Genomic DNA, 22,716 nt, shown 5'->3' with positions numbered 1-22,716 from the left:
CTCAGGAGAGGAAGCCGCCATGGCTGAAACAATCACCCCGACCAGTTCGTCGCAATTGCGCGATGCCATTGCCTGGGCCGTTGCGGATAAAGTGCCGCTTGAAATTATCGGTCAGGGCAGCAAGCGTGCCTATGGCCATACGGTTGCGGCATCGCATGTGCTGGACCTGTCAAAGCTGACCGGCATTTTGTTTTACCAGCCCGAAGAACTGGTCATTTCTGCCCATGCGGGCACGCCCATTGCCGAAATTGCAGCACTGCTGGCCGATAAAAACCAGCAATTCCAGTTTGAGCCGGGTGATTTTCCATTATTACTGGGTGATGGGATGACTTCGCATTCCGGGACATTGGGCGGGCTTGTGGCCTGTAACCTTTCCGGCCCACGGCGGTTAAAATCCGGTGCGGCGCGCGATCATGTTTTGGGGTTCGAGGCCATAAGTGGCCGGGCGGAGGACTTTAAATCAGGTGGCCGGGTGATGAAAAACGTGACCGGCTTTGATCTTTCCAAATTGATGGCCGGGTCTTTCGGCACATTGGCGGTGATGCATACCATAACCCTGAAGGCGATGCCCCGGCCCGAAACCACCCGCACCGTTATTATCCCCTGTGATGATGTCTCATTTGCCGGGCGTGCGATGACATTGGCAATGGGCAGCGAAAACGAAGTTTCCGGCGCGGCCTGGGTGCCAGCATCGCTATGTTCGGCGTGTATTCATGATGGTGCCGCACAGGAAATTGCCGCATCTGCGCAAAACGCTGTTGCCCTGCGACTGGAAGGGCCTGAACAATCCGTCATCTGGCGGGCAGAGGCACTGGCGCGGCTGCTGGGCGATATTGGCCCCAATGCCATTTTGCCAATGGCGGACAGCCTGTCACTGTGGCAGGCCATTGCCGATGTAACCCCGATGCAGGGGAACGCTGGCATTTTATGGCGTCTATCCGTGCCACCGGCATCGGGGGCGGCGGTTGTTACTGCCTTGCGGGCGCTGGTCGGGGCGGGCGAGGTTGATTTTATGCTCGATTGGGCCGGTGGGCTTATCTGGGTGCGATATGTGCATTGCGATATATCGTTGGCATCGCATATTCGCGAAATTGCCGGGCAGGCGGGCGGTAATGCCACGCTGATACGTGCGCCAGAGGATATGCGACGGGATTTTCCCATTTTTCATCCGGTTTCGCCTGAAATTTCGCGAATTAACCATAAAATTTCCGAAAATTTTGATCCGTTCGGTATTCTCAACCCCGGGCGTATGGCGCCGCTTTCACCGGGGGCGAGTGTTTTGGCCGATATGAAGGCGGGGGCGTAAATGCAAACAGGTTTTACAGCCCGGCAGCTTGCCGACCCGGCCATTGCCCAGTCCGAACAGATTTTGCGCAAATGCGTCCATTGCGGGTTTTGCACGGCGACGTGCCCGACCTTTGTTACCCTGGGGGACGAGCTCGACAGCCCGCGTGGCCGCATTTACCTGATCAAGGATATGCTGGAAAATGACAAACCGGCCAATGAACGTGTTGTGCGCCATCTGGACCGTTGCCTTTCCTGCCTGTCCTGTATGACGACCTGCCCATCGGGTGTGGATTACATGCACCTGATCGATCATGCCCGCGCCCATATTGAAAAAACCTATCTGCGCCCGTTCGGGGATCGCTGGTTACGCAAACTTCTGGCCTGGGTGGTGCCGCGCCCGTCGTTATTTCGTGTTTCCCTGCTGGGGGCGAAACTGGCGGCACCCTTTGCGGGGCTGTTGCCGGGGCGTTTGCGAGGCATGGTAAAAATGGGCGCGCGCCCGTTGCCGCCGCCCAGTTGGGTGGACCGGCCCCAGGTCATTCCGGCAAAGGGAGAACGCAAAGGCCGGGTTGCCATTTTGACCGGCTGCGCCCAGCAGGTGCTTGAAACCGATATCAACGAAGCCACGGTCAGGCTGCTGACCCGGCTGGGGATAGAAATTGTTGTCGCCAAGGGGGCCGGGTGTTGTGGCTCGCTGGTGCATCATATGGGCCGCGAAGACCAGTCCCATGCACAGGCCATCGCCAATATCGCCGCCTGGCATGCTGAATTAAAACAATCCGGTGGCGAAGGCCTCGATGCCATTGTGATTACCGCGTCGGGCTGTGGCACCACGGTCAAGGATTACGGCACCATGCTGGCCCAGGATAGCCAGTGGGCGGCAAAGGCCCGCCAGATTGCAGGTCTTGCCTGCGACATTACCGAATATCTCGCCCGGATCGACCTGCCAGCAGATATCGTCTCGCCTGTTACTGCGCGCGGTGATTATGGTTTGGCATCGCTTGCGCACCATGCCGGCTGGTCCGCTTTTTCTGCACCGAAAACCGGGCCGTCACCTGCGCCATCGCCTGCGCCCGCCTCTGTATCCGAAGGGCGGGGGCAGGCTGTTTCGTCAGTTGCGTCTGCAAACACCAAGGCGACTGATGCCAGTAGCATTGACCCGTTTGATGATCGCAAGCTGCGGGTGGCCTATCATTCCGCCTGTTCGATGCAGCATGGGCAAAAAATCATTCATCCGCCGCGCGAATTGCTGCGCAAGGCCGGGTTTGATGTGCTTGAAATTGCCGAGGGGCATTTATGTTGTGGTTCGGCAGGTGTCTATAACCTGTTACAGCCCGAAATCTCCACCCAGCTTCGTGATAGAAAGCAGGGAAATATCCGCAATACCCGCCCCGATATCGTGGCAACGGGCAACATTGGCTGCATGATCCAACTGGAAACAAATGATCTGAAGGTTATTCACACCGTCCAGCTTCTCGACTGGGCTACGGGCGGTCCATGTCCGTCAAAGCTGGCTGGTCATGGGTAACGGGGAAGCTTCCTGCGTTCAGGCCCAGGGGAGGGTATTGATTGAGCTGGCTAGGGCAATGCGGTGTCGGTCCGCTGCCCGGCCGCCATCACCACTGTTATGCACCATATATATAAGAGGGCGGTTAACCCTAATTATTTGCCAGAAAATCGCGGGCGATGGTTTCGGCGGCGGATTCGCCATGTTCGGGCGATGAAAACTCGGCCGTTTTTGCCCGGATCCAGTTGGTAACGGCCTGCTGGTCAATCTCGATATTGGCCAGCATCGCCGCAATAATGGCTTCCATCGCCAGGGTATGGCTGGCGACATTGTTTACCGCATCATGCAGTTCATCAAAATGCTGGGCTGCCATTTGCGACATTTCACCCATCTCGCCCGATAGCTTGTCCAGGCTGGCCTTTAACGCATCAATTTGCGAATTCACCTTCATTCTCCCCATCACGCGGTGGCCGTTGTGGCCTGCCGTTATCCCCTGTTTGATTTGTTTTATTATCGGGTCTTTTGCTTCTGCCCTGCGCACCCCTGCGCATGTGCTCCGCACCGCATTGCTTTGCGACACCATATATACCTGAATTGGGGACTTTTCACCTGCGCTAAAAGAGGCCGCCTTGCGAATTTGCCTGCAATCCCCGCCAGGGCGGATTTGTGGTTGTCCGCATAGTGGTTTTAGGTCGCAGCGGGGCCGGGAAGACGGGGTGCCGTTGCGTCCAGCCATTATTCTTTGTTTGCGAAACCATAAAAGGAACGACTCATGGTTCCTGCTGACCCTGAAGTTGAGGAATGACACTGTAACATTTGATGACACGTAGCTGTTCATTTGATCATGGAATGCCGGAAAATCCGGTTTTTCGCGCATTTGTGTCTTAAATTATCCTATTGAATTGATTGTATTATTTGGCTGTTTTTGTGGGTTTGAGTCACTGTAACATAACCTTCACAAAACTGACGCAATACGGTAAAAGCATAACTGTAAAGTCCGCCTCGCAGATCGTTGCACAGTTCCCAAGACGGGAACGACACAAATGGGGATTTACATGAAGAAGACACTCGCTATTGCAGCACTCGCGAGCGTTGCCTTGACCGGCGCCGCACATGCGCGCGATCAGATTCGTATCGTTGGTTCGTCCACCGTGTTTCCGTTCGCAACCGCTGTCGCGGAAGAATTCGGCAAGACCACTTCTTTCAAAACACCGGTTATTGAATCGACCGGTTCAGGCGGTGGCTTGAAGCTGTTCTGTGCTGGCGTTGGGGAACAGAACCCCGACATCACCAATGCTTCGCGCCGCATTAAAAAGTCCGAAGTTGAAACCTGCGCCAAAAACGGCGTTGAAGCCATCACCGAAGTTAAAATCGGTTATGACGGCATCGTTCTTGCCAACTCCAAAGAAGCTCCGCAGTTCGAGCTGAGCAAAGAACAGATCTTCCTGGCACTGGCCAAAATCGTTCCGTCCAAAGACGGCAGCGAGCTGATCGAAAACCCGTACAAAAACTGGAAAGAAATCGATCCGTCCCTTCCGGATGAAAAGATCGAAGTTCTCGGGCCGCCCCCGACCTCCGGTACCCGTGATGCCTTCACCGAGCTGGTACTCGAAGAAGCCTGCAACGAATTCCCGGCAATTGCTGCCCTTAAAGACAGCGATAAAGCCAAGCACAAAGCTGTTTGCGCCGGTGTCCGTGAAGACGGTGCCTATGTCGAAGCTGGCGAAAACGACAACCTGATCGTTCAGAAACTCGAAGCCAACCCGGTTGCCCTGGGCATCTTCGGCTTCTCGTTCCTCGACCAGAACGGCGACAAACTGCACGGTTCGAAAATCGGCGGCGTTGAGCCGACCTTCGAAGCCATTGCTGACGCTTCCTACCCGGTTTCGCGTTCGCTGTATTTTTACGTCAAGAATGCCCACGTTGGCACCATTCCTGGCATGGAAGAATACATCGCACAGTTCACCGCCGACAAAGCCTGGGGTGACGAAGGTTACCTGGCAGATCGCGGTCTGATCCCGATGGAAGCATCGGAGCGTGAACAGGTTCGCGAAGCTGCGAAAAACCTGACCCCGCTCAGCATGTAATCTGATATTGAGCCGGTGGCAGCCCTGCGGGTTGCCACCGGTTTCTTTCGTTTAAGAATTGTATTTTTGACTATTTTGCCCCACTAGCACTGGGAACGCCTATCCGGTACCGGGTTCCTTCAGGCAAATGGAATAACATAATGTCTCTGACTTTCTTGTTGCTGGCGATTGCGCTGCTGTGTGCGCTCTCTTTCGTCTTCGGACGCAAGAGGGCTATTGCACTTTCTGGCGGCCGGTTTAGCAATCTGCATTCACTGCCGATCCATTATGGCACTTACACTGCCCTTTGGTGTGGCCTGCCGGCACTGGCATTGCTGATTGTCTGGTATGCGTTGCAGGGCCCTGTGACCGAGGCACTTGTGATCAGTGACCTGCCCGTGGAAATTACCTCCGATCCGGGCAAATTGTCGCTGGCACTTAATGCCATCTCGCTGATCGCTGCCGATAATGGCCATCATCTTGATGTGGCCCCGGAAGTCATTGAAGCCGGTCAGCGTCTGGCTGTGCTCCATTCCATTTCCAATACGGCACTGATTGTTGTGCTGCTGGCTGTTGCGCTGCTGGGTCTTGGTTTTTCCTATCGCCGCATCCTTGCGGATATGCGCGCACGCAACAATGTCGAACGCACCGTTCGCTATTTAATGATCGGTTGTTCGGCGATTGCCATTCTTTCAACGGTTGGCATTGTTTTCTCGCTGCTGTTTGAAGCCCTGCATTTCTTTAGCAAGATCAGCCCGATTGAATTTCTCTTTGGTCTGGAATGGAGCCCGCAAACCGCGATCCGTGCCGACCAGGTGGCATCGGACGGCGCCTTCGGCATGATCCCGCTTTTCGCCGGGACCCTGCTGATCACCTTTATCGCTATGCTGGTGGCCGTGCCTGTCGGCCTGTTTTCGGCGATTTATATGGGTGAATATGCATCACCCCGCTTCCGGGCCTGGGCCAAACCGGCACTCGAAGTCCTCGCTGGTGTGCCGACGGTCGTTTACGGTTTCTTCGCCGCATTGACGGTCGCTCCCTTCCTGCGCGATAGCGGTGCGGTTCTGGGCCTCAGTGTCAGTTCGGAAAGTGCGCTGGCGGCCGGTCTGGTCATGGGGATTATGATCATCCCGTTCGTATCCTCGCTGTCGGATGACGTGATGTCGCAGGTGCCCCAGGCATTGCGCGATGGCTCCTACGGTCTTGGGGCAACCAAATCCGAAACCATTCGCCTGGTTATTTTCCCGGCTGCACTGCCCGGTATCGTTGGCGCCATCCTGCTGGCGGTGTCGCGTGCAATTGGTGAAACCATGATCGTGGTGATGGCTGCCGGTCTTGCCGCCAATCTGACGGCAAACCCCCTGCAGGCCGTAACCACCGTGACCGTCCAGATTGTGACCCTGCTTGTGGGTGACCAGGAATTTGACAGTGCAAAAACCCTGTCGGCCTTCGCTCTTGGTCTGGTTCTTTTCCTAGTGACCCTGGGCCTGAACGTGTTCGCCCTGAAGGTTGTGCAGAAGTATCGCGAGAAATATGACTGATATGGCATCCTTGATGGAAGATCGCGCCGCTGGTTCCGATGCTGCCAACCTGCGCAAGCCGGTTGACTGGGACAGCGCCCACATCGCCCGCAATATCAAAAAGCGTTATGCCGCCGAACGCCGCTTCAAGGCCTATGGTCTTGCCGCGATCATGCTGGCACTCGCTGCCCTGGTCATGCTGGGTTATTCGATTGTCTCCAAGGGCTATAGCGCCTTTGTGCAGACCTTTGTCCAAATCGAAATCACCTTTGACCCGGCTACGATTGACCCGGACGCGACCCGCGACCCGGCAGTAATCGGCCGCGCCAATTTTGATGGCCTGATCAAGGATGCCCTGCGTGCACGCTTCCCTGAAGTCACCTCGCGGTCGGAAAAGCGCAAGCTTTATGACATCGTTTCAAGCGGTGCATCCTATGACCTGCGTGAACGCGTGCTCGATAATCCGTCGCTGATCGGGCAGACCCGCAAGGTCTGGCTGATTGCCGGTGATGATTTCGACATGCTCAACAAGGGCTATATCAGTGCCGAAACCAGCGAAGCCAGCCGCCGTCTTGATGACGACCAGATCGGCTGGTTCCAGTCGCTGACCGATAGTGGCGCGATTGAAAAACGTTTCCATACCCGCTTCTTCACCAATGGTGACTCCCGCGAACCGGAACTTGCCGGTATCTGGGGGGCGGCCGTGGGGTCGTTCTATACGCTGATCGTTACGCTGGTTCTGTCCTTCCCGATTGGTGTGGCTGCGGCCATCTACCTTGAGGAATTCGCCCCGAAAAACCGCCTGACCCAGGTTATTGAAGTCAATATCAACAATCTGGCGGCTGTTCCGTCCATCGTGTTTGGTCTGCTGGGGCTGGAGCTTTACCTCAATGTAATGCATCTGCCGCGTTCGGCCCCGGTTGTCGGTGGTCTGACCCTGGCCCTGATGACATTGCCGACCATCATCATTGCCGCACGCGCGGCGATCAAGGCTGTACCGCCGTCCATTCGTCAGGCTGCTTTGGGCCTTGGGGCATCGCCGGTGCAAACGGTCAGCCATCATGTGCTGCCGCTGGCAATGCCGGGCATCCTGACCGGGACCATCATTGGTATGGCCCAGGCACTGGGTGAAACGGCACCGCTGCTGATGATCGGCATGGTGGCCTTTATTGTTGATATTCCGGGCAGTGCGATGGATGCGGCAACGGTTCTTCCGGTGCAGATCTATCTGTGGGCAGACAGCCCCGAACGCGCCTTTGTTGAAAAAACCTCTGCGGCGATCATGGTATTGCTGGCTTTCCTGATCCTGATGAACGGGTTGGCCGTGTTCCTGCGCAAGAAATTTGAACGGAAGTGGTAAAATGGCTGTTGTAACTGCTGACGCAATGACAAACGCACCGCACACGCGCGGCAAGTCCAAAATGGCGGCCCGCGAACTGAACCTGTTCTACGGTGATGCCCAGGCGCTTTATAATGTCGATCTTGATGTTGTCGAACGCGAAGTCACCGCCCTGATCGGCCCGTCGGGCTGTGGTAAATCCACGTTCCTGCGTTGCCTGAACCGCATGAACGACACCATCGATGGCGTGACCATCAATGGCAAGGTCACCCTTGATGACCGCGATATTTACGATAAATCGATCGACGTTGTGCAGCTTCGCGCCCGTATCGGCATGGTGTTCCAGAAACCGAACCCCTTCCCGAAATCGATTTTTGATAACGTGGCCTATGGCCCGCGTATTCATGGTCTGGTCAATTCCCGCGACGAACTTGACGAAATCGTCATGACCTCGCTGGAAAAAGCCGGCCTGCTTAAAGAAGTTAAAGACCGTCTTTCCTCACCGGCAACCGGTCTTTCCGGCGGTCAGCAGCAGCGCCTTTGCATTGCGCGTGCGGTTGCTGTCAGCCCTGAAGTCATTTTGATGGATGAACCCTGTTCCGCGCTTGACCCGATCGCGACCGCCAAGGTCGAAGAACTGATCGACGAGCTGCGTTCGAACTACACAATTGTCATCGTCACTCACTCCATGCAGCAGGCCGCGCGTGTGTCGCAGCGCACGGCTTTTTTCCACCTGGGTAAACTGGTGGAAGTCGGCGAAACGGACCAAATCTTTACCAACCCGCGAGACGAACGGACCAAGGGTTACATCACTGGTCGCTTCGGCTAAGCCGGGCAGGAGGTAATTCGATGAGAAAAGAAGAAAGCCATATTGTCAGTTCATTCGATGATGAACTGACCCGGTTGAACAATATCATTTCCCAGATGGGCGGCCTGGCCGAAAGCCAGCTGATTTCGGCGATCCGCGCGATTTCCAAGCGTGATTCCGAACTGGCTGAACAGGTCATTGTTTCCGACCTGCGCATCGACAAACTTGAACAGGAAGTTCAGGATTTCGCCGTTCGCGTTCTGGCACTGCGCCAGCCGATGGCCGATGACCTGCGCCAGGTTGTGACCGCGCTCAAGCTGTCAAACGATCTTGAACGTATTGGCGACCTTGCTAAAAACATCGCCAAACGTGCCCAGGTTCTAAACCAGATCCCGCCGATCCGCCCGGTTCAGGTCATTCCGAACATGGCCCGTCTGGCACAGGAAATCATCAAGGACGTTCTGGACGCCTATATCGAAAACGATGCTGAAAAAGCACAGCGCGTTTGGGCCCGCGACCAGGAAGTCGACGATATGTACAATTCGCTGTTCCGCGAATTGCTGACCTACATGATGGAAGACCCGCGCAATATTACCGCATCGACCCATCTTTTGTTCATTGCCAAAAACATTGAACGCATCGGTGACCATGCCACCAACATTGCCGAAACGATCTATTACCGCATCAAGGGTGAAGATCTGCCGGTTGATGGCCGTCCCAAAAATGATGCTGCCAATTTCGCTGTGATTGAACCCAACGAGGCAGGGGAATAACAGGATGGATCCTACGGTTCTTATTGTCGAGGATGAAGCCGCCATCGTCACGATGCTGCGCTACAACCTCGAACGGGAAGGCATGAATGTTGTCGAAGCCGGTGACGGGGACGAAGCCCTGAAAATCATGGCTGAAACCCATGTTGATCTGGTCCTTCTGGACTGGATGCTGCCGGTCATGTCCGGGATCGAAGTATGCCGTCAGATCCGCCGTAAACCTGAAAGCCGCGATTTGCCGGTGATCATGGTGACCGCGCGTGGTGAAGAAGGCGACCGTATTCGCGGCCTCGATACCGGGGCCGACGATTACGTGACCAAACCCTTTGCCATTGGCGAATTGCTGGCCCGTATCCGTGCGCTTTTGCGCCGCTCCGGCCCGGCGCAACCACAGGGGCAGTTGATCTATTCCGATATCGAAATGGATCTGGCTGCGCATCGCGTCAATCGCAGCGGTAAACCCATCCATCTCGGGCCGACGGAATTTCGTCTTCTGCGTTATTTCCTGGAGCATCCGGGCCGGGTTTTCTCGCGCGAACAGTTACTTAACGCTGTTTGGGGGCCGAATATCTATGTCGAAACCCGCACGGTGGATGTGCATATCCGTCGTCTGCGCAAAGCCCTGAACGATGTCAAAGGCACCAAGGACGTTATCCGCACCGTTCGCGCGGCCGGTTATGCCCTGGATGATGACGCGGCTGCCTGATCGGCCTTTTTATTTATCGTAATTGTGACAGAATTTCGCAATTTACACTGAAAATACAAGGCCCTGTCACATTGGCAGGGCCTTGTTTTATTTCTGCTGGCAAGTTGATATTCAGCGCCGCGATGTATGTTGTCAGGCAAATGACACTGGCTGCTGTTCATGGGCCTTGGTTCTCGGCCCAGCATCTACGCTTTGTTACCGGCCCCGGTGCCTTTGGTGCCCACAGGGGCCGTTTTCGTTGCGGAGGCGGATGAATGTCCTGACGACCGCGGGGCCAGTTCATTCATCAGCAGCATGTCCGCCCGGCGGAATTTGGCAATTTCAGCATCAATTTCATCCTGCGGTACATCACAGGCTGACAGCACATGGTCCGACAGGCGCAAACCCGTTTCCAGCACTTCGGGGATGGCAGCATTGGCACCGCTGCGCGACAGGGCACCAATATGGGAAATATCCTGTGCGCGGGCGAAAATCTTCAGATGTGGGTAATGCTGGCGCAGCAATGCCACGGTTTTTTCGGTTTCATGCGGCGAACCCATGGCAACGGCGGCAACATGGGCCTGTTCTGTGTGGGCTGCCCGGAAACTTTCCGGCCTGGAACCATCGGCGAAATAAACCGGCAATCCTTCGGCCCGGCCGCGAGCCACCTGTTGGGCGTCGGATTCCAGAACGATAAAGGGAATGTTGCGGGTTCTTAACAACCGTGCCAGCACCCGGCCAACACGCCCGCAGCCGATAATCAGCACATGGTGTTCCACACCTTCGGTATGGGCTTCAATATCGCCAAGCTGGTCGGTTTCACGCGGATGCAGGATATCTTCCAGCTTTTTGCCCAGGCTGATCAGGCTGGGTGTTACGGCCATGGAAATGGCAACAATCGGCACCAGAATGGCGGCAAGTTCGGGGGTAATGGCACCGTTTTGGGCGGCCAGTGTAAACATCACAAAGGCAAATTCGCCGCCACCGGCCAGCCCCATCGCAATGCGGATCGAAACCGCCCGGTCAAACCGGGTTGCCAGCGACAGCACAAACAGGATCGCCGCCTTTATCAATAGAAGGGCAACCACGCCCATAACCACCGTAATCGCGTGGTGGTACACCACCCCGATATCGACCGACATGCCCACCGACATAAAAAACAGCGACAGAAACACCCCACGAAACGGGGCAATGTCTGCTTCGATCTGGTGGCGAAATTCGGTTTCGGCCAACATCACACCGGCAATAAACGCACCCAGCGCCATGGAAAGCCCGGCCATTTCCGTAAGCGTACTGGCCGCCAGCACGGCAAACAGGGTGCCAATGGCAAACAGTTCGGGGTTATGCAGGGCGGCAATGGCGCGAAACATCGGGCGCAATAAATATCGCCCGGCCAGCAATAACACCGCAACCGCCCCAACTCCGGCCAGGATGCTGACCCAGGGGCTGGTGGTGCTGGTGGTGTTGCCTGCGGCCTGCACCATAATCAGGAACGGGCCAACCGCCACGTCCTGCAACAGCAAAACCGCAAGGGCTGCGCGGCCAAACCGGGTGTGAAGCTGGCGTTCATCGGAAAGCTGTTTGAGGATAATCGCGGTCGATGACAAAGCCAGCGCGCCGGCAATCACCAGCGCACTTGGCAGTGGCAGATCAATCGTCATCAGCGCGACAAAACCGATGCCCAGCGTGACAATAATTTGCAAAACACCAAGGGCGGCAAATTTACCGCCAATCACGCGCAACCGTTCACGCGACAGTTCCAGCCCGATCATGAAAAGCAGGAAAACAACGCCCAGTTCGGCAACGGTGGAAATGTCCCTGTTGCTGGGAATAAGCCCCAGCCCGAACGGCCCGATCACCAGCCCGCCAATCAAAAAACCAATGATGGAATTGGCACGCAGGCGCTGGGCAATAGGCACTGCAATCACCGCAGCACTTAAAATCAGGAACAGCTCGAACAGCACATTGCTATGGGGCATGAATAATTATCCAGGGGCGTTGAATTTCAGGCCAGTCACCAAACGTTCCCGGTTATTCTTACCATAGCGCAATGCAATGAAAAAACGATGTAAATCTGGGATATGGATTTGCCGATGGCGACGGTGAGGGCAGCGAAAATCGGGCAGGGCGAATTGATCAAAATCGATGGCTGGTGGCGGTGCCGTTGTGGGCTGGCAGTGAACCTTTCGGATTTTTGGATGCCGGGGGTAACAAGAAATTCCGCACCCGTTTCTGGCAGGAGAAACACATGACCCGCCCAATTGCCATTGTGCTTTGGGGCGATACACATATCTATTGGCACATCGCGCGACAGCAGGCTGTGTTTTAGGTAACAACGCCAAAATATGCCCCTGTTCAAGCCGGTCTTTGTGCCGTTATCTGGGGGGAGATTGCTTGCGTTTGCGGGGTGGCAATGCCATCTTGCGCGGCAGCGCCCGGTAAACAGGGCGCAATTTTTTTAATGATAAATGGCGGACCGGTTTTGGAACAGCTTATACCCTATTTGCAAATCGTTGGCGGACTTGTTCTTTTGACGGCCGGGGGCGAATTCATGGTGCGGGGCGCGGTGGGCCTTGCCCTGCTCATGGGGATTTCCAAGGTCATTGTCGGGCTGACAATTGTTGCCGCGGGCACATCGGCACCTGAATTTGTCGTGTCGCTGAATGCAGCCCTGGCCGGGTCGGGCGACATTGCAATGGGTAACGTGGTTGGCTCCAATATTGCCAATATCCTGCTGATCCTGGGCGCTGTCGCCGTGTTAAAACCAATTGCCGCCAGCCGCACCACCACAATCCGCGACGGCGGGGCGATGCTGCTTGGCACTGTGCTGTTTATTGGCCTTTGCATGTGTGGTGTGATCGAACGCTGGGCCGGTGCGGTGATGTTGGCGGTGCTGATCGCGATCTGGTATTTCACCTACAAGCATGACAAAAAAAGCCCGGGCGATGCCAGCTCGCTGCATGAAGACGAAGCCGATGAAGTTGGCGAAGTCCCCAGTGGCTGGTTCAAACCGATCATCGCCACCGTTATTGGCATTGTCGGGCTGACCTTCGGGGCGGACCTGCTGGTGGATGGTGGTGTCACGGTTGCCCGTGAATTCGGGGTTTCCGAAGCCGTTATCGGTTTGACGCTGGTCGCCTTTGGTACATCGCTTCCGGAACTGGCGGCATCGATGGTTGCGGCATTCCGCGGGCATTCCGACGTGGCGCTGGGCAATGTGGTGGGGTCAAATCTTTTGAACCTGCTGGTTATTATTGGCGGTGTTTCGATCATTTCGCCCATTGCCGTGCCCGCCCAAATCGCACAGTCCGATATGTGGATCATGCTGGGTGTGACGGTGGCACTGCTGGTGGTGGCCTATAGTGCACAGCGCATTGGCCGTATTACCGGTGCCGTATTCATGGCGGCCTATGCGGCCTATGTCGGTACGCTGTTTGCAGGATAAATGTTAAAAACGAAAATCACCGTGCGCCCTGGTCTTTGGGCCGGATTGGCAAGCTTTACGGGATTTGGCAGGAAACGGATGGTCACAGCATGACGGAAAATATGCCCAAAACCGCCCTGATAACCGGGGCCGCCAAACGGATCGGCCGTGTTGTCGCGCTTGATCTGGCGGGGCAGGGCTATGACATTGTCCTGCATTGCAATCGCTCGCGCGAGGCGGCCGATGAACTGGCAGGCGAAATTCGCGATCTGGGCCGCAAATGCCATGTGGTTTGCGCCGACCTTGCCAGCGAAACCGAAACAGCCGGTATCATGGACCAGGCAACACTGGCCCTGGGGCCTGTCGGGCTTCTGGTGAACAATGCCTCGACCTTTGAATATGACGATGTGAAAACTGCAACCCGCGAAAGCTGGGATTTTCATATGGAAGTCAATTTGCGGGCACCTTTTGTCCTGTCACAGGATTTCGCCCGCCAGCTTCCCGATGACCGTTCCGGGCTGATTGTGAATATCATTGATCAGCGGGTCTGGAACCTGACGCCGCATTTCACCACCTATACCCTGTCCAAGGCGGGGCTTTGGACATTGACGCAAACCCTGTCGTTGGGCCTGGCACCGCGCATTCGCGTTAATGCCATTGGCCCGGGCCCGGTATTGCCCAGTGTGCGCCAAAGCCAGGAAGATTTCGACGCCCAGTGCCGTAAAACACCGTTGGGGATTGGGACGTCCCCGCAGCAGATTTGCGACACGATACGGTTTTTCCTTGCAGCACCTGCCGTCACGGGGCAAATGTTAGCCCTTGATGGTGGACAACATATGAATTGGGCCCCCTGCGACAGGAACGAATTGCCTGTCGAATGATCCGACCACCGATAGCTGGTGGTTGATGCCAGTTGTCCCCTCCCGCGCAGCACGAAGGATACCCATAATGACCGCAGGTCTGAAACAGGACGATAATATTACCACCCTGCCTTATGCCGATCAGGCAGGCAGCTTGCGGCGCGTCTTTGTGCGCGACATGGTGATCAACACCTCGATCGGTGTTTACGATTTTGAAAAAGAAGCCCCGCAACGGGTGCGCATCAATCTGGATCTTTCGGTGGTCGAAGGCGAAGGCCCCAAGAATGACGACCTTGATAGTGTGCTTTGTTACGAGGAACTGGTCAAAGGCGTGCGCGCAATTTGTGCAGACGGCCATGTGAACCTTGTGGAAACCTTAAGCGAAAACATCGCGGCCATGTGTCTGACCGATCGCCGGGTTCGCAAGGTGTGCGTCCGGGTAGAAAAGCTCGATGTTTTTGAAGATGTCGGCGCGGTCGGGGTCGAAATCGAACGCTTTAATCTCGCGCGCTGATTGGCGCGATTTGAAGTGTATAAATTTCGATGTGATGCCCATGATGATGGCGAATCTGTGATTCCCTAAGGGCGAATCGTTTGGGCCAATTATTCACAAGCATTCTTGGCGACAAAAACAAAGAGGAAAAAAGATATTTTACGGTAAGATTACGGAATGTTTTCAGGTTGACAGTATTTTTTCTGAATTATTTCAATAACTTAGTAATTATGCCTAAAATATGGGCAATTCATAGAACGTTAAGACTCTCAACGGCTCTAGAGTTCAGCCCCCCTATTACCCACATACTTATCCACAGGCTTGGTGGAAACTTTTCCCGGGGGGCGATTCCCTCCCGGTACTGTAATTTTCTAATCAGATTCGGCTAAACCATCGTATAGAAAAACTCGCCTTTGGGCTGCTTTTGCTCGGTTTTTGTACAATTCAGGACGTATTGATGACTTCCCCGGCAACGCCATCTTCCACACCGCGCGATATTGACCTGTCGCTCGACGATCTTCATGACGGAAAAGCCGGTCGCGGGGTGGCAGCCATCAAACATGCGTTAAAGACCATGCCAGGGTCTCCGGGCGTCTATCGCATGATCGACGAAAAGGATCGGGTCCTTTATGTCGGCAAGGCCAAGAACCTGAAAAAACGGGTGACCAGCTATACCCATATTGCCCGTCTGCCCCTGCGTATTGCCCGCATGGTGGCGCAAGCGGTGCGCATGGAAATCATCACCACCCACACCGAAGCCGAAGCCCTGCTGCTTGAGTCAAACCTGATCAAGAAGCTTAAGCCGCGCTACAACATCCTGCTGCGCGATGACAAAAGCTTTCCCTATATCCTGATCACCGAGGATCACGGTTATCCGCGTATTGTGAAACATCGCGGGGCGCGGGCAAAGGATGGCAGCTGTTTTGGGCCTTTTGCCTCGGCCTGGGCGGTGAACAACACCATCAATCATTTGCAGCGGGCCTTTTTGCTGCGTTCCTGCACCGATGCTGTTTTTTCCAACCGCTCGCGTCCGTGTCTGCTGTATCAAATCAAACGCTGTTCCGGCCCGTGTGTGGACCGCATCTCCAAACCCGAATATGACGGGCTGGTTGATATCTGCCGTGATTTCCTGTCGGGGCGCAGCAAGGCCATCCTCAAGCAGCTCGAAGCCAGCATGCTTGATGCCTCCGAACAGATGGAATTTGAAAAGGCAGCGATGTATCGCGACCGTATTCGCGCGCTGTCGCAAATTCAGTCGCATCAGGACATCAACCTTGAGGGGCTGGAAGAAGCCGACGTCATTTCCCTGCATCATGAAGGCGGGCAAAGCTGTGTGCAGGTATTCTTTTTCCGCAGCGGCTCGAACTATGGCAACCGGTCCTATTTTCCAAGGCACGAACAATCCGCCGAAATACCGGAAATTCTATCGGCCTTTGTCGGGCAGTTTTATGCCAATAAACCCGCCCCGCGCCAGGTGCTGTTAAGCCACGAAATCGAAGGCCAGAAACTGGTTGAAGAAGCCCTGGCCATCAATAACGGCCACAAGGTGGAATTGCTGGTGCCCCAGCGCGGCGGCAAGCGCAAGCTGGTCGAACATGCCCTGACCAACGCACGCGAAGCATTGGGTCGCCGCATGGCCGAAAGCGCATCCCAGCGCAAGCTGCTGGATGGCCTGGCCGACAAGCTGGACCTTGATAGTCCGCCAGAACGCATTGAAGTTTACGATAACAGCCATATTCAGGGGACGAATATGGTCGGTGGCATGATTGTGGCCGGGCCGGAAGGCTTTATGAAAAATGCCTATCGCAAATTCAACATCAAGGGCGATATCGCCCCGGGCGATGACTTTGCCATGATGCGCGAGGTGCTGACCCGCCGCTTTGCCCGTGCGCAAAAGGAAGACCCCGATCGTGAAAATGGCAGTTGGCCGGACCTGTGCCTGATCGACGGTGGTTTGGGTCAACTTGGTGTCGCGATGCAGGTGCTGGAAGATCAGGGCATTGATGATGTGATGCTGGTTGGTGTCGCCAAGGGGGTGGACCGAAATGCGGGCAAGGAAGTGCTGCATATCCCCGGCAAGGAACCCGTGCGCCTTGATCAGAAGGACCCGGTTCTTTATTTCATTCAGCGCCTGCGCGATGAGGCCCATCGCTGGGCCATTGGTACGCACCGCGCCAAACGGTCAAAACAGATCGGCAAAAGCGTGCTTGATGCCGTGCCGGGCATTGGTGGCGCACGCAAAAAGGCGTTGCTGCATCATTTTGGTTCCGCCCGTGGCGTCGCCGATGCCGGCCTTGCCGATCTGGAAGCGGTCGATGGCATCAGTGCGGGTATCGCCAAAAAGATCTATGACCATTTCCATGGTGATACTTAAGGCGATCATCGGCGCAGTGCGCGGCGTTGCCTCCCTATTTCAAATTTATATCAGGCAGCCATTTAAATGCGCTGCCTGATACATTTTTGAATAACCACCTGTTCCCTCAGCCATCGTCAATGGCAACAGATGTTAGTCGCTGATTACGGCCGTTTGCCTGAGTTAGCGAATAAACTGATCCACATAACCGGCACCAAGGCCGATTTTGGTGTAGTGGGCGCGGCACATGTCGATTTTGGTAAAAACGTCTTCATAACCCATATGTTTTCCCCACGGGTCGACATAATACATCACGCCATTTACCTGAAACATCGTGATCATTTCTTCGACATCATCGGGCACGACCAGGGTGTGGGTTTCTCCCGGCGGTTCATAAACATATCCGCCTTCATTGGCGACCCAGTCATGTTCCAGATAATGCCAGCGGCCCTTCAGGACCATGCCATGCACCGGGTTGGGGTGGCGATGGCGGCTCAGCACGCCTGATTTGCGCACCTTTAACAGGTTCACCCAGTATCCCTGGCTGGCATTCAGGCAAAGCGGGCGGAACCATACATTTTCTGCCTGCGGCACCCAGATGCGGTCATCCTGCGGGATGGCATGTTCCACGACAATGTCACGTCCGGCTTCGGCGGGCATGGCCAATTGATAGGGCATGCGGGCCTGATCCTGGCTGGTATCTGTCATTTCTGTTTTCTCCTTGGTCCTGTCCTGTGCGGTTTGCAGGCGGGCTTTGTCGTTGTGCCTGATGCCCCGTGTTGTGGGCGTGCCTGCAAGCCGGGTATTTCTGTATGCGCCCTGTTCCGCCGGGTCGGGTGTGGTGGCTTTGGTGGCACCAGGGGGATAGGGCGTTAGGGCATTGCTGGTTACATAACGCCATAGGTGGCGAAGGCATCGGTCGCGCTCATGCCGCCTTTGATGGCATCGGCAACGATGTTTTCGCTTTTCACTTTTTCCAGGGCGCGGGTAATGGCTTCGGCCTCGGCCTCACGCGGGATGGCAAGAACGCCTTCTTCATCACCAAACAAAAGCGTACCCGGTGCAATCTTCACACCACCAATTTCAATGGTGCAGCGAAAATCAATCACCTTGCCGCGCGGTCCCTGGTCCTGGGCGTAAATGCCCCGGCAAAAGGCAGGAAAGCCCAAATCGCGAATGCCCTGTGCATCACGAACATAGCCATCAAGAATGGCACCGGCTGCCTTTAAATGCAGGGCGCGGGTGGACATAAGCTCCCCCCACAGCGCATAGCGAAGCGACGCACCGGTGGCGATATAGATTTCGTTTTCCCGCAAATCATCCAGTGCCTCAAGCATCAGGCCAAAGGGCTTGTTGGCAAGCGGGCCGTTGGAAGCCGGATGGCCGTTATCGAAAATGTCGGCCTCCAGCACGGGCATTGCCCGCCCGGCAATTTTGGTGCCCGGCACCAGTGGGGCAATTTCAGCGGGCAGGAACTGACGGGTCAGGCCCATCTGGTCAAGCACATCACCGATTACAGCGGTGAAAAGCTCGGTTTTCAGGGTGGTAAAAAGGGCGCTGTCATTTTCAAATTCGGTCATGCTGTGTCCTTTCAAAAGGTGCTGGCAGGCGCGGATCTTGATCCGGGCCGAAGCTGAGGCAGGGACCGGAGCCGAAAACCAGACCAGGGCCGGATCACGATCGCGGTTGGTGTCAGGCCATAATGCGTTTTCGCAACCAAGGTCCGGTCGCCGGTCGATATCGGGCGCGGGCCAGTCATGTTTGGGCGATGGTCGGTGTGGTGAAGGTGGCAAAGCCTGTGTTTTTACGGGCCGTGTCACCAACACGCTGGTTTATGGTTTTGGCGGGCCTAGTTGGCGCTATAGCCGCCATCAACAGGTAAAAGTGCGCCGGTTACAAAACCGGCCGCATCAGATGCCAGAAACAATGCCGGTCCCACCAGATCATCGGGGTTGCCCCAGCGTTGCATCGGAGTGCGGGCAATGATTTGCGCACTGCGTTCGGTGTTTTTCTCAAGGGCGGCGGTCAGGTCGGTTTTGATCCAGCCCGGTGCAATGGCATTAACGCGGATATTTTCGCTGGCCCAGGCACTGGCAAGCGAACGGGTCAATTGCCCGATGCCGCCTTTGGATGCCGAATAGGCCGGGGAAAACGCACTGCCAAAAAAGGTCAGCATCGAGGCAGTATTGATAATGCAGCCGCCATTGCGTGCCAGAAGCGGTTTTGCCGCCTCGCAGCAGCGCAGGGTGCCATTGAGGTTGATATCAATCACCTGTTCAAAGCCGCTGGCAGTAAATTCCTCGCCATTGCGGCGGATGATACCGGCGCAATTCACCAGCACATCAAGCCGGTCAAGGGTCGAGAAAAAGGCCTTTACGGCAGCGGTGTTACCAACATCAAGCGACTGGAATTCCAGCAGGTCACCGGCAAAGCCTTCGGGGGCCGATGCCTCGATACCGGTTGCAATAACGTGGCTGTTTTCCTGGCGGGTAAAGCCACACGCAATGGCATGGCCAATCCCGCTGGAGCCGCCAATGATAACGATTGTTCTAGTCATTCAAACCTCGGTGCGGCCGGGGCCGCAAATTTATGCAAATGCGTTGTTATGCCGGGATATCGGCGGTTTGCTTGCGATGGCGATTACGCAGCGACATCACGATCAGCACCGCCCAGATTGCCAGTGTCACAACCCCCAGCGTGCCGCTGACCGGCCGGCTGAAAAAGTCCAGCAGGTTGCCATCGGCCTTGATCATGGATTTCATGAAGTTTTCTTCAATCAATGGTCCCAAAATCAGCGCCAGGATCATGGGGGCCAGCGGGAAATCGTTTTCCTCAAGCACATAGGCGACAAGCCCCACCACCAGCATCACCCACACATCAAACAGGGTATTGTTTGCGGCATAGGCACCGATCACGCAAAACAGCAGGATGATGGGAAACAGGATGGCTTGCGGAATGCCCAGCACATGGCGCGACATCAAAACCGCCCCAATGCCGATGGGCACCATGATGATATTGGCCAGCACAAACACCATGAAAATGGCATTCACCAGCCCGGCATCCATGACAAACACCATTGGTCCCGGTGTAATGCCCTTCATCAGCAAAACACCAATCAGAATGGCGGTAATGGTATCGCCGGGAATGCCAAAAACCAGTGTCGGCACATAGGCACCCGACAGGGCGGCGTTATTGGCGCTGGATGCCGAAACAATGCCTTCGATATGGCCGGTGCCGTATTTTTCCGGTGTTTTGGAAAACTTTTTGGATACCGCATAGGAAACCCAGGCGGCAATATCGGCCCCGGCACCGGGCAGTGCGCCAATCATGGTGCCCAGCAGGGATGACCGGGTAATCCCGCCCTTATATTTCCAGATCGATGATCCAACGCCCGACATCATGCGCGATACATGCACCGGCGGTACGGGGGGCAATTCACGCAATTCGCCAATTTTGCGCAAAATTTCGGTAATGGCGAACATGCCGATCAGGGTGGGAATAATGGAAATGCCGCCCACCAGTTCGGTATCACCAAAGGTAAAACGTTTGATGCCCATCACCACATCGATCCCGATCATCGACAGCATCAAGCCGATGGTCAGTGACAATGTGCTTTTAATCGCCGAACCGCGTGACACCATGATCGCGCAGGAAAGGCCCAGAACGGCCAGCCAGAAATATTCATAGCTGGAAAACATCAGGGAAAATTCGGCAATTTGCGGTGCAGCCAGTACCAGAACCAGCACACCAACCAGCCCGCCGATCATGGAACAGATCACATTGGTGCCAAGGGCCAGCTCAACCAGCCCCTTTTCGCGCATCTGATAGGCTTCGTCGGTATAGGCCGCCGATGCCGGGGTACCGGGAATACGCAAAAGCGCACCGGGAATGTCACCGGCAAAAATCGCCATGGTCGTGGCCGAAACGATGGCCCCAATCGCGGGGATCGGGTCCATGAAAAACGTGATCGGCACCAGCAGTGCCGTGCCCATCGTTGCCGTCAGGCCGGGAATGGCACCAATGACAATGCCGTAAATCGATGATCCCAGAATGATCAGCAACACATCGGGGCGAAATACCTGCTCTAGCGCGGAATAAAAAACATCCATCAGTAAATCACCTTTGTCAGGATACCGAGCGGCAGGGAAACCATCAGGAAATCGACGAAAAACAGCCACAGTGCCGCAGTGGTCGCCACGGCAATGACAACCGATAACAGCCATTTGCGTGTGGTGATGGTCAGGAAGGCAGCAAGCAGAACCGGCACGACAATGGGAAAGCCGACAGGTTTGCTTAGCAGGATGTAAAGCACCATGAAGACCGGCACCGAGGCCATGCGCACAAGGCCGTCGCGGGTTTTCATGATGGCAGCAATCTGGATCAGGGGTTGGTGTGCCCGTTCCCGATACCCGGAAATGCACAATGCAATGCCGCCCAGCAACATGATGATGGCAATGATTGTGGGGAAGGTTGCCGGACCATAGGGCTGGTCCGGCAGGGTCGGAAACGATTGCACCGTGATCAGGATCGCGCTTGCCACGATGACAAAGACGATCCCGAAAAGGGCATCGTTGATTTTCATGTCAAATTCCGAACAGGCAGGAAATTATTCGCCAAGACCAAGTTTCTTGATCACGGCAGCGTTGCTTTCATCGGCGTTTTTCATGAATTCCTCGAAATCTGCCGCCGGAAGCCATTTCACGCCAAAGCCGCGTTTGCTCATGAAATCGGTATAGGCCGATGATTCAACAACCGTTTTCAGGGCTGCTTCAAGCTTTTTGGCAACTTCATCGGGCACACCCTTGGGCGTTACAATGCCGCGCCAGGTGCCACCAACGGCCTTTTTGCCAATCGCTTCTTCCACGGTCGGAACATCGGGGAAGGCATCAAGGCGTTTGTCCGACAGAACGGCCAGGGTCTTTACCCGTTTGGCCTGGCGCATCGGGATGGCTTCGGGAAGGGATGACGGCACGATATCAACGCCACCAGCGGCCAGTTCCTGGAAACCCGGTGCCGCACCCTGGCTGGGCACAACCGGAACCGATTTGGGGTCAATGCCATTGTCATTCAGGAAACCCGAAAAGGCGAGGTGATAGGCCGCGCCCACCGGAAAGCCCGACATTTTATATTTGCCGGGATTGGCTTTGATATCGGCCAGGGCGGATTTGACATCTTCCCAGTCGCTATCCGCGGCAACGTTGAATGCCGATGCATCGAAGTTCACAAGACCGATTGGGGTAAGGTCCTGATAGGTGATCTGCGAGGTGCCCATTGATTTGTAGGTGGTGATTTCAGCCGTTGCCAGCCCGATGGTGTAGCCATCAGCATCGGCATCGGCCATGGCCGTATGGCCAACAACGCCACCCGCCCCGGTGCGGTTCACCACATTAACCGGCTTGCCAAGTTTTTCCTGCAGGCCTTCGGCAATGGTGCGGCCGACGGCATCGGTGCCACCACCGGCGGACCAAGGCACGATCAGCGTGATCGGGCGTTCAGGATATTCGGCAAAGGCCGGGCTGCTTGCCAGAACAGATGCTGCAAGAATGGCAAGGGTCGTAACTTTTTTCATCATTTCCTCCACTGGTTTGGTCATTTTGCACCGGC

General features: G+C 55.6%; 20 protein-coding genes. 12 read left to right on the top strand and 8 right to left on the bottom strand.

Features of this window, described 5'->3' with window-relative positions:
• The first annotated feature begins 19 nt into the window (after positions 1-19).
• The gene (glcE, locus tag CSC3H3_RS16990; RefSeq protein ID WP_101285599.1) at positions 20-1,306 is read left to right on the top strand and encodes a glycolate oxidase subunit GlcE; all 1,287 of its coding nucleotides are present in this window, start codon (positions 20-22) and stop codon (positions 1,304-1,306) included.
• A complete protein-coding gene (locus CSC3H3_RS16985) occupies positions 1,307-2,815 on the top strand; it encodes a heterodisulfide reductase-related iron-sulfur binding cluster (protein ID WP_101285598.1) in 1,509 nt (502 codons plus the stop codon).
• A gap of 130 nt (positions 2,816-2,945) precedes the next feature.
• On the opposite strand, the gene CSC3H3_RS16980 is transcribed toward CSC3H3_RS16985, so the two are convergent.
• Entirely contained in the window at positions 2,946-3,239 is a 294-nt protein-coding gene (locus CSC3H3_RS16980) for a hypothetical protein (protein WP_101266718.1), read from the bottom strand.
• Between the two features lie 610 nt (positions 3,240-3,849).
• On the opposite strand from CSC3H3_RS16980, the gene CSC3H3_RS16975 reads away from it, so the two are divergent.
• The 6 genes from CSC3H3_RS16975 (at position 3,850) to phoB (ending at position 10,003) form a co-directional block, all read left to right on the top strand.
• Positions 3,850-4,881, top strand: coding sequence for a PstS family phosphate ABC transporter substrate-binding protein (locus CSC3H3_RS16975; protein ID WP_101266716.1), 1,032 nt, complete (start codon positions 3,850-3,852; stop codon positions 4,879-4,881).
• 140 nt (positions 4,882-5,021) lie between these two features.
• A complete protein-coding gene (gene pstC / locus CSC3H3_RS16970) occupies positions 5,022-6,401 on the top strand; it encodes a phosphate ABC transporter permease subunit PstC (RefSeq protein ID WP_101266557.1) in 1,380 nt (459 codons plus the stop codon).
• Positions 6,394-7,740: a phosphate ABC transporter permease PstA gene (pstA, locus tag CSC3H3_RS16965; RefSeq protein WP_101285597.1), complete on the top strand. Its 1,347-nt coding sequence runs from the start codon at positions 6,394-6,396 to the stop codon at positions 7,738-7,740. Before pstC ends, pstA begins: the two co-directional genes overlap by 8 nt.
• A gap of 1 nt (position 7,741) precedes the next feature.
• A complete protein-coding gene (gene pstB, locus CSC3H3_RS16960) occupies positions 7,742-8,548 on the top strand; it encodes a phosphate ABC transporter ATP-binding protein PstB (protein ID WP_172963443.1) in 807 nt (268 codons plus the stop codon).
• A gap of 20 nt (positions 8,549-8,568) precedes the next feature.
• On the top strand, positions 8,569-9,300 hold the full coding sequence (gene phoU, locus CSC3H3_RS16955) for a phosphate signaling complex protein PhoU (protein WP_101266553.1): 732 nt from the start codon (positions 8,569-8,571) through the stop codon (positions 9,298-9,300).
• A gap of 4 nt (positions 9,301-9,304) precedes the next feature.
• Entirely contained in the window at positions 9,305-10,003 is a 699-nt protein-coding gene (gene phoB / locus CSC3H3_RS16950; protein WP_073955491.1) for a phosphate regulon transcriptional regulator PhoB, read from the top strand.
• A 185-nt stretch (positions 10,004-10,188) separates the two neighbouring features.
• Here the strand turns inward: phoB and CSC3H3_RS16945 are convergent, their stop codons facing one another.
• Positions 10,189-11,961, bottom strand: coding sequence for a cation:proton antiporter domain-containing protein (locus CSC3H3_RS16945; protein ID WP_101285596.1), 1,773 nt, complete (start codon positions 11,959-11,961; stop codon positions 10,189-10,191).
• 503 nt (positions 11,962-12,464) lie between these two features.
• Between CSC3H3_RS16945 and CSC3H3_RS16940 the strand changes: the two genes are divergently transcribed.
• The 4 genes from CSC3H3_RS16940 to uvrC all read left to right on the top strand — a co-directional run bounded on the left by CSC3H3_RS16940 (position 12,465) and on the right by uvrC (position 17,133).
• The gene (locus CSC3H3_RS16940; RefSeq protein WP_101286287.1) at positions 12,465-13,427 is read left to right on the top strand and encodes a calcium/sodium antiporter; all 963 of its coding nucleotides are present in this window, start codon (positions 12,465-12,467) and stop codon (positions 13,425-13,427) included.
• 89 nt (positions 13,428-13,516) lie between these two features.
• On the top strand, positions 13,517-14,287 hold the full coding sequence (locus CSC3H3_RS16935) for an SDR family oxidoreductase (protein ID WP_101285595.1): 771 nt from the start codon (positions 13,517-13,519) through the stop codon (positions 14,285-14,287).
• Between the two features lie 67 nt (positions 14,288-14,354).
• Positions 14,355-14,780 carry a dihydroneopterin aldolase gene (gene folB, locus CSC3H3_RS16930; protein ID WP_101285594.1) on the top strand — a complete coding sequence of 142 codons (426 nt, stop codon included), beginning with the start codon at positions 14,355-14,357 and terminating at the stop codon, positions 14,778-14,780.
• 436 nt (positions 14,781-15,216) lie between these two features.
• Entirely contained in the window at positions 15,217-17,133 is a 1,917-nt protein-coding gene (gene uvrC / locus CSC3H3_RS16925) for an excinuclease ABC subunit UvrC (protein WP_101285593.1), read from the top strand.
• A 162-nt stretch (positions 17,134-17,295) separates the two neighbouring features.
• Here uvrC and CSC3H3_RS16920 read toward each other — a convergent pair whose 3' ends face one another.
• The 6 genes from CSC3H3_RS16920 to CSC3H3_RS16895 form a co-directional block, all read right to left on the bottom strand.
• Complete coding sequence (locus CSC3H3_RS16920; RefSeq protein ID WP_101285592.1) at positions 17,296-17,820, bottom strand: 2,4'-dihydroxyacetophenone dioxygenase family protein; 525 nt, start codon at positions 17,818-17,820, stop codon at positions 17,296-17,298.
• A 179-nt stretch (positions 17,821-17,999) separates the two neighbouring features.
• Positions 18,000-18,692 carry an RraA family protein gene (locus tag CSC3H3_RS16915; protein ID WP_101285591.1) on the bottom strand — a complete coding sequence of 231 codons (693 nt, stop codon included), beginning with the start codon at positions 18,690-18,692 and terminating at the stop codon, positions 18,000-18,002.
• A gap of 269 nt (positions 18,693-18,961) precedes the next feature.
• Positions 18,962-19,669, bottom strand: coding sequence for an SDR family NAD(P)-dependent oxidoreductase (locus CSC3H3_RS16910; RefSeq protein ID WP_101285590.1), 708 nt, complete (start codon positions 19,667-19,669; stop codon positions 18,962-18,964).
• Positions 19,670-19,715: 46 nt separating this feature from the next.
• Entirely contained in the window at positions 19,716-21,221 is a 1,506-nt protein-coding gene (locus CSC3H3_RS16905; protein ID WP_101266541.1) for a tripartite tricarboxylate transporter permease, read from the bottom strand.
• Positions 21,221-21,694, bottom strand: a complete 474-nt coding sequence (locus CSC3H3_RS16900) for a tripartite tricarboxylate transporter TctB family protein (protein WP_101266539.1) — start codon at positions 21,692-21,694, stop codon at positions 21,221-21,223. The genes CSC3H3_RS16905 and CSC3H3_RS16900 overlap by 1 nt, the downstream gene beginning before the upstream one ends.
• A 24-nt stretch (positions 21,695-21,718) precedes the next feature.
• On the bottom strand, positions 21,719-22,705 hold the full coding sequence (locus CSC3H3_RS16895; RefSeq protein ID WP_215907519.1) for a Bug family tripartite tricarboxylate transporter substrate binding protein: 987 nt from the start codon (positions 22,703-22,705) through the stop codon (positions 21,719-21,721).
• Between the last annotated feature and the right edge of the window lie 11 nt (positions 22,706-22,716).

It is taken from the genome of Thalassospira marina, assembly GCF_002844375.1.
Classification (GTDB): Bacteria; Pseudomonadota; Alphaproteobacteria; order Rhodospirillales; family Thalassospiraceae; genus Thalassospira; species Thalassospira marina.
The sequence above is the reverse complement of the archived record's forward strand: the minus strand, read 5'-3'. Positions and strand labels throughout refer to the sequence as shown.